Below are 12,260 nucleotides of genomic sequence, written 5' to 3'. Positions count from 1 at the left end.
AATCATGGTACAGCAACCTTATTTCAGTGAGTGGCAGCAAGTTTTGGATCTGGTTAAGCAGGCCGCACAGCAAGAACAGCATGAAATGCTGTTGACGCTCTTGATGACACCAGATGAACGTGAAGCTTTAATTGCTCGAGTCAATATTGTGCATGAGTTATTGAATGGCGAAATGTCTCAGCGTCAAATTAGCCAGATGCTTGGAGTGGGTATTGCAACCATCACTCGAGGTTCAAATGAGCTCAAATCACGTTCTGAACAAGAGAAAGCCGCGTTATCTGAATTGTTAGTGCTGCATGATGATGCAAAACCGTAGGAAGGTATTACCTTTCTACTTGAAGCAGCTGTGGTGTTGGTTACGCTTGTTCACTTAAATCACCCTGTGTGTCGATGTTCATGGGGTGGTTCATTCACCTGTCGCCTAGCTGCAACGTCAATCAATTTGGTATATTGGATTTCGTATTAGGGGAGAATCAATGGCTTGAGATTCCACAAGCCATATGTTCGATTAAGCACAAGGATAGTGTTCAGGATTGATAAAAGGGATCAGCGCCAAAATTAAAGCCTGATGGTAGACGGTGCTCCGCGTGAGATGATGTTGAGTTAATAAACCGATCGCCCCGCCTTTTTGCTTGATATTCTCAGTGCCAAAGACTTCATCCATCACATCGCCGAGTTCATTGGCCTGTGTTAATCGTTCAAGCACTCGTGGGGGGAGCATTAAGCAGGCGCTGCGAGATTCTCCTCGCTGATTAGCGGATTCGATAATCATCCAAGCAAAGGTTTTATTGTCCTCAATGCCAGCTTCTAACCCAACGTAGTAATCCGCCTGCGGATGATGTTGCTTGGCGTTTTTTACTCGGTTGAGTGCGCCAAGTTTGGTTTCTGCATCGCTCATTGGTTGATCGGCGACTTCGCTAGCGACAGAAACCCCAACAAATTCCCACTCTTGAGCAGGAAAAACCGTAGTGAATGCACTTTTAACCGCATTCACTTTAGCTGGGTTCTGAGAAGCAATAATGATCTTGCGCATAACTCTTCTTTTTCTGGTTTGATGAATTCAACCATTGATGGATCCCTGCAAGATTCATCGGATGGCCAAAGTAGAAACCCTGCATATAGTCACATCGATAATCGGCTAACCATTGATGCATTGTTTCACTCTCTATACCTTCTGCGGTGACCTTCATTTCTTGTGAATGACAAAGGTCGATCAGTGGGCGGATAACATTTTGTTTATTGGTAGCAATGAGTGTATCTAAAAATTGGCGATCAAACTTAATCTTTTGTACAGGATATTGGACCAATTGAGTAATGGAAGTGTACCCAGATCCAAAATCATCAATGGTGAGCCCATAACCAAGTCGGGATAGTTCATGAAGCAAAGGAAAGCTTTGAGAGTCAGCGGCAAACGTTTCTGTTATCTCAAAGTCGATCCACCGTGGGGGTACTCCAAAGTGTTCCGCTTGCTGATGGATGTACTGAGCTAGTTTTAATGAGTTGAGCTCGGCAGAAGAGAGATTGATGGAAACCTGAATCGGTTCATTAAACATGGCTTGTAGATCGGTAAACTCTCTAAATGCTTGAGTGATCACCCAGCGGTCTATGGCGCCAAACAGCCCTGTTTGTTCAGCTATTGGGATAAATTCTTCCGGCGAGATTTCCCCCAATAATTGAGATTGCCAACGCAGTAAAACTTCAAAACCCATTAAACGCTTTCCTGAGCAGGCGAAGTAGGGTTGATAAACTAATTTGAATTCTTGATCGAAAAGTTCTAATCGTAACGCTCGTTCAATGTTGTTACGGCGTTGCACAATTTGATCTAAGGCCTGTGAGTAATAGGCGATCTGGTTTTTTCCGGCATTTTTGGCCTGATACATCGCGGTATCTGCATTGAGCAGTAACTTTTCAATGTGATCACCATCGTTAGGAAACGTTGCAATACCAATACTGGCGGTGATCGGGAAATGGCTCAGCGGAGAGTTATCTTGGTTTTGAATAGGGGCCAATACTCGTTGAGCAATAATGTTCGCGCAATCATTAAATCGCTTCGGTGCCACTAACAAAATGGCAAATTCATCCCCAGATAAGCGTGCGGCAATGCTGTAGGCATTATGGCTGGCTTCAAAGTTTTTACATAATTGACGAAGGTGAGACGCGAAACTAACCAAGAGCGAGTCACCGATCTGGTGGCCATATTTATCATTGACGTATTTGAAGTTATCTAAATCGATATACAGTACCCAGATATGTTGAGTGTCATAACAGCGCGATAAGAGGAGATCGGCCTGCACTTGAAACTGATAACGGTTAGCCAGCTTAGTTAAGTGATCATTTTCAGCGAGTGCTTTTGTACGTTGATAAGTGGAGTGAAGCTCGGTGTACATAGCGTAAAAACGCGAAGAAAGTCGTCCAATCTCATCATCCGTGTGTAATTTTTCAATGTTCTTACGCTTGTTATTTTCGACCTCTTCTAGCTGTTTATCCAAATTGAGAATGGGGTTAATCACGTGACGATAGAGAAGAAGCAAAAGGAGCAATACAGTAACGAGTGCTGATACACCAAATGAGAGTAAGAGCTCTCGTTGAATCGAATGGAGTTTGGCATTAATCAATCTTGGAGCTGGGTCTAAAATAGCATAAAACCCAGGTTGCAATTCGACTGATTGGGTTAGTCCGAGTCGATAACTGGGGGGGGTATCAGTAAAAAATATCGGGCTTTGATTATCAAATTCAATTTTTTTACGCAGTTGATTAAACTGATCTAGAACGACATAGACCACCACGAAAAAGACATTTTGTCGGTTGTAACTTAGTGGTGTTGAGAGTGTTTGAGTATCCAACATGTCATAACGCACCAATACGCCTTCACCTTGAGAATTAGTGGTGTAACTAATATCGGAAGTATGCTGGGTGGAGAGTAACCGTTGTTTAATGTAGGCCAGCACTTTTGGGTCTATTTCAGCAAATGGATCCGAGCTGTTTTCTGCGTAATAGAGCAATTCTTCATTGCCATTAAGAATCGACAGGGAAACGAGTTGCTTTTCACTAGGCTGTAGAATGTGCAGAGTTTCACGCAGGTTATCGACTAACTCTAATTCACGATACGGATTTTTTTCTAACGAGAAGTAGTGGCGAATGATGTCGCTTTTCGCTAACGTGAAGGCATAACTGCTAACAAGAGCTTGGGCTTGTCGATAATGGCTGGCCAATTTTTCGATATTTAACTGCAGGTAGCTATCCGTTCTTTTGAGTAAGGCATTTTTTTGGCTGGTGTAAATGATGTAGCTTGATGCTGCTGCACTCAACAGAATCACCGGCGCTATCAGTAATAGAATTCTATGGTTTAGCTTCATATTGATGAGTCACACTGCTGATGATTTTGGCGCGCAAGCTGAGGTTTTTCGCCGAGAGTTCGCTGTCGATAATCCCTTCAGCAAGGCGCTGCTCAGAAAGATAAATAGATTTATCGTCACGGTGTTCAGCGGGAAGCAAAGCGCGTGCTTTGTAGTTTGGTGTTGCGGCTCGGATGTATTGTGCATTGACAGCAGCGATCTCTGGCTGCATCAAAAAATCCAAAAAAGCTTTCGCTTCAAGTGTGTTAGGCGAAGAACTATTAACCGCCATGCAGTCAACCCAAAGATAGGGACGTCCCTCAGGAACGATGAACCCCCAATCTTGCTGATTAAAAAAACGATTGAGTGAATAGTGATCACCACTGTAAGCCACTGCCATATGTAGATTGTCAGCTTGAGGATGGCTGCGTACATAACTCAGTACATACTCATAGGTCAGAATATTGGGCTTAGCCGTATCGAGTAGGTGATAAGCTTGCTTGAGCAGGTCGAGCGATTCCGTTATCGGAGATGCTTTGAGTATATAAAGCGCAGGAAGCAGCGTCTCGACGCTGTCTTTGAGCATGCCGACATGGCCTCGATGCTCAGGAGCGATATTGATGACCTCATTCCATTGACTTGGTGGTTGTGTAAAGCGGCTTTTTCGATAAGCAATACCGACGGAGCCCCAGAAATAAGGGATGGCATTAGTACCGCAAGCTTGTAGCCACTGGAGGTCATTATTGTTGCGATTGGGGAGGTCGGTTAGGTTTTCAAACGCGTCTTGCCGAGAGAATATAAAGGCAGAAACGTTATCCAACACCATTATGTCAAACGGTAGTTGAACGCTTTTAAGCATGAGTAAGCTACGTTCATCATCGTTATCAAAGTGGTAAAGTTTGACTGAGTGACCCGTTTGTTTTTGCCATTTATCAATCACGCTTGGGGCAATGGTATCTTCCCAAAGGTAGACATTCAGCTCCAAAGCGCTGGCTTGATAACAGACAGTATTCAGTACCATCAGCGACAGAAAGCGTTTGATCATTTGCGAATACGGATACCTATTTGTTATTACAAAATGGGTCACGATCCAACAAAATAATGAAACAGCGTAAAAGCCAATATTTTGGCTGCGCTGACAGCCTGGATCACCTAACTATATGTATAATTTGATGGCATTATAATCACGACTTATGCGACTGTCAGCTTTAATGGTTCAATTTTTTGACGCTAAATGAATTTTACTTGCGTTGGTTTGACGTTTTCACTTGGATAACAACCAAGCACTTTGAGGTGTCGAGTCAGGTGTGTTAGCTCAGCCAAAGCTTGCTGCATCTCATCGGAATCAATGTGTGCTTCTAAATCGACGTAGAACATTTCTTCCCATGGATTGCCCATAATTGGGCGCGATTCAAGCTTGGTCATGTTGATCCCGTAACGTTGCAATACCAATAAAGTTGAAACTAATGAGCCCGCATCTTGTGAAGTTGACATTATCAACGTGGTTTTGGCTGGGATCTGTGGCGACACTTCAACGGGTTTGCGAGCCACTACGATAAAGCGGGTGTGGTTTTCTGTTTGGTTGGCTATATTGCCTTGAATCGGTTGCAAACCATACAACTTCCCACTGGCTGAGTTTCCAATTGCAGCCACATCAGAACGGTTAAGTTCTTGCACTTTCTTCATGGCATCCGCAGTGCTAGCACAGCTTTCTAATTTCACGCCTTTCAGACGGCTGAGGAATTCGCTGCACTGCTGGTGAGGCTGTGGATGTGAATAGAGCACTTTCAGATCTTCTAAGCGAATATCTTGTGTTGCGACCAAGCAATGTTCAATTGGTTGAGTTAGTTCGCCAACAATGTACAAAGTGGTGTGCTGGAGTAAATCATAGACCTCGTTAATTGAACCAGAGCTAGTGTTTTCAATTGGCAATACCCCATAATCGGCATGGCCAGATTCAACCGTTCTTGCCACCTCTTTGAAATGATCGCAGTTAAGCTCAATCAGCTCTGTGTTTTTACGGCTAAAATATTCGCGAGTAGCCAAATGTGAGTAAGAGCCTTTGGCGCCTAAAAAGGCCACACGTGCTAAAGGTTTGCGGCTTTGCGGATTGGCAAGGTTTTGCAGATAAGCTTGCTGAAGCAAAACGGAGTCTTCAATGATGGTGTGGAAAATTTTGGTTATGTACTGGGGATCGAGTTGATATTTTTCTTTTCCTGCATTGATGAGTTTGACGAGCAATTGTTGTTCACGAGCCGGATCGCGTACTGGTTTGGCGGTTTCTACCTTACTTTTGGCGACCTCAATACTCATTTTGCGTCGTTCCGACAGCAGGTTCAGCAGTTGGTCATCGAGTTCGTTCAGTCTTAAGCGAATGTCATCGAGTGAGTATTGTTTGTCTGTCATAAAATTATCCTTATAAAAAAGCCCCCTGAAGAGGAGGCTTTCTGTTCGTTTTTGACTTGTCTTTTGACAACGAGCGAGCCTCCAAGGTTATTGGAGAAAAAAGAAGTCAAAAAAGTACAGGAAATGAGGTGTCATAAGTGCATATTTATCCAAGTAAGTCAGCACACAATAAGCAAGCCCCTAGAGAGCGTCAAGCAAAAAAATAGCGCCCTAAGGCGCTATCTCTCCATAATACTGGTTATTCGACTTCTTCACTCAGTTCTGGCTTGTCTGCACGGCGAGCTTCCGGTTTGTGGCGTAGTTTATTCAATTGTCGTTCGAGTTTTTGTTCTACCTCGTTAATGGCGGCATACAAATCTTCGTGAATCGCTGAGGCGACTAACTGGCCGCGTGGAATGCTAACGACTGCTTCAAATTTTTTCTGTTTATTCGGTTCTTCGCTAAAGCAGGCTTGGCAACCAATGATGTCAACTTGCCATTTTTCTAATTTTTTGAATTTACCCTCAATATGGTTGCGGATTGCAGAGGTGATTTCGATGTTTTTACCAGTGATGTTCATTTTCATATAACGTTTTCCTCTGTGTCATCCCTTATGGGTTAAGTTCAGATTACCTCGCTAAAGGGGAAATAATGTGACCAATGTCACCTTTATTGAGCGAGTTTTATTGATGTGAAATAAACGTGATCTATCGCAAATCTCGTGCGGATGAAGTGAAGAAAAAGCTTGTTATCTCTTATAAAAACGCTAGATTCGAGTAAGTAGAGACTAAAAATTTCCGATTTTTTAGCGCTTTGTTTCGGCCTGAAAACCCTTGTTGAGTGAAAATGCAGTATTGATTTTTTGTGATCTGCTTCTCAATGGTGGTGAGGTTAATCTAAAGTGAGCCAGTGTTTAGAAAAAGATGGAACAGAATAGATAAAAGAAGAGCCACATTTTATGTGGCTCTTCTTTTTTAAATGGGTTTAACGCTTTAAGTTATGGGTTAAGCTTCATCAATTGTTTTGTACGTTCAACGGCTTCAGTCATTCCGAGCTGTTGATAGGCTTCAAGCTGTATATCTAATGCTTTTCGTGCCGCTTCCGTATCTGGGTAGGTTTTTTGCAACTCTTGAGTGCGATTAATCGCTGCTATCCATGCTTCTCGGCGCAAGTAGAAATCGGCAGTCGCTAGGTCGTATTCTGCTAATCGGTTTTTCAATGCATACATACGGCGCTGAGCATCTTCCGCGTAGGGGCTGTTTGGATAGCGTTGTAGTAGTTTCTTAAAATCCGCAAAAGCCGATTTCACAGGTTCAGGGTCGCGGTCACTACGATCGACATTGAACAGGTCGTGCATAAAGTTGCGATCTTGCGCCATGTGAGTCAAACCACGCATATACAATACCCAGTCCATTTTTTCATGGGTGGGATTAAGGCGAGTAAAACGCTCAATAGTCGCTAAACCTAACGCAAGGTCATCGTTTTTGTAGTAGGCATAAATCAGATCGAGTTGTACTTGCTCTGAGTAGGCACCAAACGGATAGCGTGAATCAAGCGCTTCGAGTTTTTCGATAGCGGTTAACCAAGAACCGCTTTGCAGCGCGGTTTGGGCTTCTGAGTACAGCTCGGATGGCGGTACATCAGGCACCACTTCTGGGCTGCTAGAGCAACCAAATAACAGGGATAACGCGAGTAGGCCTGATAAAGTCTGGTATTTCATGTCAGGGTGGAATTCCTTGCAAATCTTGCTTTTCAATAGGTGCGTAAACCGCGCGCAAATCGTTTCGTTACTTTCTTGGCAGTAACAGATACAATGTCGGCGTATTTTTCCATACTAGTGACTATTAGTCTCACGGTTTTTTAAAAAGTTCGATATGGCTCATCAGATTGAATTAACTCAAACAGTAAAAGAGAGCCAGCTTGGTCAACGTCTTGACCAAGCTGTGGCTGAATTATTTACCGATTTTTCCCGCTCACGCTTAAAAGAGTGGTTGTTGGAAGGCAAGATTGCCGTAAATGGCGAAGTGATCACTAAGCCGCGCATGAAAGTGATGGGTGGCGAGGTGATTGTCGTTCAGGCTGAACTCGAAGACGAACAGCGCTGGGAAGCACAGGATTTGCCACTCAACATCGTGTATGAAGATGACGACATTATCGTTATTAACAAACCGCGTGACTTTGTGGTGCATCCTGGTGCGGGACAAGCAGATAGCACAGTGCTTAATGCCTTGCTATTCCATTATCCGCCGATCGCTGAAGTGCCACGTGCGGGTATCGTCCATCGTCTTGATAAAGACACCACTGGTTTGATGGTGGTTGCGAAAACGGTTCCTGCGCAAACTCACCTTGTACGTGCGCTACAAAAGCGCGATGTGACTCGTGAGTATGAAGCGATTGTGATTGGCACGATGACCGCAGGTGGCATGATTGATAAGCCGATTGGTCGTCATTCGACTAAGCGTACTTTGATGTCGGTTTCACCAATGGGTAAACACGCCGTCACGCATTACCGTGTTGCGGAACATTTCCGTGAACACACGCGTTTGCGTTTGCGTTTAGAAACGGGCCGTACTCACCAAATTCGTGTGCACATGGCTTATTTGCAACATCCCCTATTAGGTGACACTGCCTATGGTGGTCGTGCGCGTATTCCGAAAGGGGCGTCAGAAGAGTTAACGGAGATGATTCGTGGCTTCGATCGCCAAGCGCTGCACGCGGTGATGCTGAAATTTGAACACCCAATTACGGGTGAAGAGCTCGAATTCCATGCACCGGTACCTGACGACATGGTCGAGATGACGCTCGCATTGCGTGAAGATGCCAAGCAAAATCGTACAGAAGAGTATTAAGCATGATTTTCCCCAACTGGAATGCACCCAAACAAGTCAAAGCGTTTAGTTCGACTCGCCACGGTGGTTTTTCACAAGGTGCTTATCAAGGGCTAAACCTAGGTATGCATGTTGGGGATGATCCTGAACTTGTACTGCGTAATCGGCAATCGTTGGTGGAAGCATCAACGATGCCAAGTTCACCCATTTGGCTCAATCAAACCCATTCCACGGTGGTACTCAATGTTGATGCTCCGACTGAGCAAGTGTTGGATGCCGATGGCCTCATCACTTCAACGCCGAAGATTGTGTGCTCGGCAATGACGGCAGATTGTCTACCAGTATTAATGACCAATCGCACTGGTACCCAAGTCGCGGCTGTACATGCCGGTTGGCGTGGTTTGCTGAATGGCATTGTTGAACAAACAGCGGCAAGAATGTCTGGCGATGTTATGGTGTGGCTTGGCCCTGCGATTGGCGCGCAGGCGTTTGAAGTGGGGGAAGATGTTTTCGCCGCTTTTGTTGCTCACCATCCTCAAGCCGAATACGCTTTCACTCCTCGTGCACAACAGGGCAAATGGCTGGCGGATATGAGTCAGTTAGTCAAACTGCGTTTGCATGAATTAGGTATTGAGCAAGTCTTTGATAGTGGTTTGTGTACCTATCAGGATGCGGATCGCTTCTATTCCTATCGCCGAGATGGAGTGACGGGGCGACAAGCGGCCTTTATTTGGCTTGAAGAGTAAGCCTTCATCCATACCCATATCAAACAACAAGAAAGTTTCCTCCACTTCCCTTGAAAATCTGGCTCGTGATAACCATCTTTCCTAACGTATTCAATTTATCTCAGATGAGGTTAGGAAGGTTTGTATGCGTCTTGACAGATTTACGAGCAAATTTCAGATCGCGATTTCCGATGCCCAGTCATTAGCGCTCGGGCGTGATCATCAATATATCGAACCTGTGCACCTGATGGTGGCACTGTTGGATCAAAACGGCAGTCCGATCCGCCCATTACTCACCATGCTAAATGTCGATGTGATGCAACTGCGCTCTAAGCTGAGCGAGATGTTGGATCGACTCCCGAAAGTGAGTGGTATTGGTGGTGATGTGCAGCTCTCTTCGGCGTTAGGCACACTATTTAATCTGTGTGATAAAGTCGCGCAAAAGCGTCAAGATGCCTACATCTCCTCTGAAATCTATCTACTTGCTGCGATTGAGGACAAAGGGCCACTGGGTCACTTACTCAAAGAGTTTGGACTGACCGAGAAAAAAGTCTCTGAAGCAATAGAGAAGATTCGTGGTGGACAAAAGGTTAATGACCCGAATGCGGAAGAACTGCGACAAGCATTGGAAAAATTCACCATCGATCTGACTGAACGTGCTGAGCAGGGCAAACTCGATCCTGTGATCGGTCGTGATGATGAAATTCGCCGAACTATCCAAGTTCTGCAACGCCGAACCAAGAACAACCCAGTGATCATCGGTGAACCCGGTGTGGGTAAAACTGCGATAGTGGAAGGTTTGGCGCAGCGCATCATTAATAATGAAGTGCCAGAAGGCCTACGTGGACGCCGCGTATTGTCTTTAGATATGGGCGCGCTGGTGGCTGGGGCGAAATACCGCGGCGAATTTGAAGAGCGCTTGAAATCAGTACTCAATGAGTTAGCGAAAGAAGAAGGCAATATCATCCTCTTCATTGATGAGCTGCACACCATGGTTGGGGCGGGGAAAGGTGAAGGCTCGATGGATGCTGGCAACATGCTCAAACCAGCTTTGGCGCGTGGAGAATTGCATTGTGTTGGCGCAACGACCTTAGATGAGTACCGCCAATACATCGAAAAAGATCCAGCGTTAGAGCGTCGCTTCCAAAAAGTGTTGGTGGATGAGCCCACGGTGGAAGATACCATCGCTATCTTGCGTGGGTTGAAAGAGCGTTATGAGCTGCATCACCATGTCGAAATCACTGATCCGGCGATTGTGGCGGCAGCGAGCCTATCGCATCGCTATATTTCCGATCGCCAGTTGCCTGATAAAGCCATCGATTTGATCGATGAAGCCGCTTCAAGCATTCGGATGCAGATTGACTCCAAACCGGAAGCTCTGGATAAGCTGGAACGCAAAATAATCCAATTGAAAATCGAGCAGCAAGCGCTCTCCAATGAGCACGATGAAGCCAGTGAAAAACGCTTAGCGATCTTAAATGAAGAGTTGCAAGAGAAAGAGCGCGATTACGCAGAGTTGGAAGAAGTGTGGAAAGCGGAAAAAGCGGCACTTTCTGGTACACAGCATATTAAAGCAGCATTAGAGCAAGCGCGGATGGATCTGGAAGTGGCTCGCCGTGCGGGGGATTTGAACCGCATGTCAGAGCTGCAATATGGTCGGATTCCAGAGCTAGAAAAGCAGCTCGATCTGGCCGCGCAAGCAGAAATGCAGGAAATGACTCTGCTGCGCAATAAAGTGACGGATGCAGAAATTGCCGAAGTGCTTTCAAAACAGACCGGTATTCCTGTTTCAAAGATGCTCGAAGCCGAGAAAGAAAAGCTACTGCGCATGGAAGAAGTGCTGCATAAACGCGTGATTGGCCAAAAAGAAGCGGTGGAAGTGGTCGCGAATGCGATTCGCCGCAGTCGTGCAGGGCTTTCTGATCCAAATCGTCCGATTGGCTCCTTCTTATTCTTGGGGCCAACAGGGGTCGGTAAAACCGAGCTTTGTAAAACCTTGGCCAACTTCCTATTTGATAGCGAAGATGCCATGGTACGCGTGGATATGTCGGAATTTATGGAGAAACACTCGGTTGCTCGTTTAGTTGGTGCGCCTCCAGGTTATGTTGGCTATGAAGAAGGTGGCTACTTAACGGAAGCGGTGCGCCGTAAACCTTACTCGGTGATTTTGCTCGACGAAGTAGAAAAGGCGCACCCGGATGTCTTCAATATTCTGTTGCAAGTCTTGGATGATGGCCGCTTGACGGACGGGCAAGGGCGCACGGTCGATTTTCGAAATACCGTGGTGATCATGACCTCCAACTTGGGTTCAGGACGAATTCAGGAAAACTTTGCAAGGTTGGACTACCAAGGCATCAAAGAACAAGTGATGGATGTGGTTAGCAAACACTTCCGTCCGGAGTTCCTAAACCGAGTGGATGAAAGTGTGGTATTCCATCCATTAGGCCAAGAGCATATTAAGTCGATCGCCTCTATTCAGTTAGCCCGCCTACGTCAGCGTTTGGCTGAGCGAGATTACCAACTAGAGGTTGATGATGAGGCGCTGGATCTGATTGCTCATGTTGGCTTCGATCCGGTCTACGGTGCTCGTCCACTGAAACGTGCGATTCAGCAAAATGTGGAAAACCCACTGGCGAAATCGATTCTGGCTGGAAGGTTCCTGCCTGGTTCACCTATTTTACTATCGGTAAAAGAGGGGAATATTTTCGCAAGCCAGTAGCAGACGCCTTAGCTAGATAAATAAAAGAGCCACTTCGAGTGGCTCTTTTGCTTGTTAATTGAGCATAAAAGTGCGCTTTTTAGTGGTTTTGTTGTTAATTTGTTCGCTTGGACTGAAAAAGTATAAAAAAAGCATTTTAGAGCTTGCCAGATTTTAAATCCTCCCTATAATGCGCCCTCACTGACACGGCAGGCGCCGCAAGGCTTCAGAGCCAGTCAGTAAGGCTAAAACGCTTCGATGAAGAAAGTTGAAAAAAGAGTTTGACTCT

10 protein-coding genes and 1 other annotated feature are annotated in these 12,260 nt (G+C 45.4%); of the genes, 4 read left to right on the top strand and 6 right to left on the bottom strand.

The window, feature by feature from the left end:
• Positions 1-4 precede the first annotated feature (4 nt).
• Positions 5-316: a trp operon repressor gene (trpR, locus tag VOA_RS16485; RefSeq protein WP_000250621.1), complete on the top strand. Its 312-nt coding sequence runs from the start codon at positions 5-7 to the stop codon at positions 314-316.
• 192 nt (positions 317-508) lie between these two features.
• Here the strand turns inward: trpR and yjjX are convergent, their stop codons facing one another.
• From yjjX to VOA_RS16515, 6 genes are all read right to left on the bottom strand, one after another.
• Positions 509-994: an inosine/xanthosine triphosphatase gene (gene yjjX / locus VOA_RS16490; protein ID WP_032468141.1), complete on the bottom strand. Its 486-nt coding sequence runs from the start codon at positions 992-994 to the stop codon at positions 509-511.
• A gap of 1 nt (position 995) precedes the next feature.
• On the bottom strand, positions 996-3,356 hold the full coding sequence (mbaA, locus tag VOA_RS16495) for a biofilm architecture maintenance protein MbaA (protein WP_000773101.1): 2,361 nt from the start codon (positions 3,354-3,356) through the stop codon (positions 996-998).
• Positions 3,340-4,380, bottom strand: a complete 1,041-nt coding sequence (locus VOA_RS16500; RefSeq protein ID WP_000595737.1) for a polyamine ABC transporter substrate-binding protein — start codon at positions 4,378-4,380, stop codon at positions 3,340-3,342. Before VOA_RS16500 ends, mbaA begins: the two co-directional genes overlap by 17 nt.
• A 185-nt stretch (positions 4,381-4,565) precedes the next feature.
• Complete coding sequence (pheA, locus tag VOA_RS16505) at positions 4,566-5,741, bottom strand: prephenate dehydratase (RefSeq protein ID WP_000130281.1); 1,176 nt, start codon at positions 5,739-5,741, stop codon at positions 4,566-4,568.
• Between the two features lie 11 nt (positions 5,742-5,752).
• Positions 5,753-5,874, bottom strand: a sequence feature (Phe leader region).
• 105 nt (positions 5,875-5,979) lie between these two features.
• Positions 5,980-6,306, bottom strand: a complete 327-nt coding sequence (hpf, locus tag VOA_RS16510; RefSeq protein WP_000783367.1) for a ribosome hibernation-promoting factor, HPF/YfiA family — start codon at positions 6,304-6,306, stop codon at positions 5,980-5,982.
• A 411-nt stretch (positions 6,307-6,717) separates the two neighbouring features.
• Positions 6,718-7,440 (bottom strand): outer membrane protein assembly factor BamD, encoded by a 723-nt coding sequence (locus VOA_RS16515; protein ID WP_000877201.1) that lies wholly within the window; start codon positions 7,438-7,440, stop codon positions 6,718-6,720.
• A 154-nt stretch (positions 7,441-7,594) separates the two neighbouring features.
• Between VOA_RS16515 and rluD the strand changes: the two genes are divergently transcribed.
• The 3 genes from rluD (at position 7,595) to clpB (ending at position 11,992) form a co-directional block, all read left to right on the top strand.
• Positions 7,595-8,569, top strand: a complete 975-nt coding sequence (gene rluD / locus VOA_RS16520; RefSeq protein ID WP_000941109.1) for a 23S rRNA pseudouridine(1911/1915/1917) synthase RluD — start codon at positions 7,595-7,597, stop codon at positions 8,567-8,569.
• Between the two features lie 2 nt (positions 8,570-8,571).
• Positions 8,572-9,294: a peptidoglycan editing factor PgeF gene (gene pgeF / locus VOA_RS16525; protein ID WP_000577153.1), complete on the top strand. Its 723-nt coding sequence runs from the start codon at positions 8,572-8,574 to the stop codon at positions 9,292-9,294.
• A gap of 124 nt (positions 9,295-9,418) precedes the next feature.
• The gene (gene clpB, locus VOA_RS16530; RefSeq protein WP_001235063.1) at positions 9,419-11,992 is read left to right on the top strand and encodes an ATP-dependent chaperone ClpB; all 2,574 of its coding nucleotides are present in this window, start codon (positions 9,419-9,421) and stop codon (positions 11,990-11,992) included.
• Positions 11,993-12,260: the final 268 nt, after the last annotated feature.

The sequence above is a fragment of the Vibrio sp. RC586 genome (assembly GCF_000176715.1).
Lineage (GTDB): Bacteria > Pseudomonadota > Gammaproteobacteria > Enterobacterales > Vibrionaceae > Vibrio.
The sequence above is the reverse complement of the archived record's forward strand: the minus strand, read 5'-3'. Positions and strand labels throughout refer to the sequence as shown.

What these genes read in the sequence shown, in the direction of transcription:
- hpf (WP_000783367.1), bottom strand. Translation starts at nt 6,306, where the DNA reads ATGAAAATGAACATCACTGGTAAAAACATCGAAATCACCTCTGCAATC.
- VOA_RS16500 (WP_000595737.1), bottom strand. Translation starts at nt 4,380, where the DNA reads ATGATCAAACGCTTTCTGTCGCTGATGGTACTGAATACTGTCTGTTAT.
- VOA_RS16515 (WP_000877201.1), bottom strand. Translation starts at nt 7,440, where the DNA reads ATGAAATACCAGACTTTATCAGGCCTACTCGCGTTATCCCTGTTATTT.
- clpB (WP_001235063.1), top strand. Translation starts at nt 9,419, where the DNA reads ATGCGTCTTGACAGATTTACGAGCAAATTTCAGATCGCGATTTCCGAT.
- pgeF (WP_000577153.1), top strand. Translation starts at nt 8,572, where the DNA reads ATGATTTTCCCCAACTGGAATGCACCCAAACAAGTCAAAGCGTTTAGT.
- trpR (WP_000250621.1), top strand. Translation starts at nt 5, where the DNA reads ATGGTACAGCAACCTTATTTCAGTGAGTGGCAGCAAGTTTTGGATCTG.
- pheA (WP_000130281.1), bottom strand. Translation starts at nt 5,741, where the DNA reads ATGACAGACAAACAATACTCACTCGATGACATTCGCTTAAGACTGAAC.
- rluD (WP_000941109.1), top strand. Translation starts at nt 7,595, where the DNA reads ATGGCTCATCAGATTGAATTAACTCAAACAGTAAAAGAGAGCCAGCTT.
- mbaA (WP_000773101.1), bottom strand. Translation starts at nt 3,356, where the DNA reads ATGAAGCTAAACCATAGAATTCTATTACTGATAGCGCCGGTGATTCTG.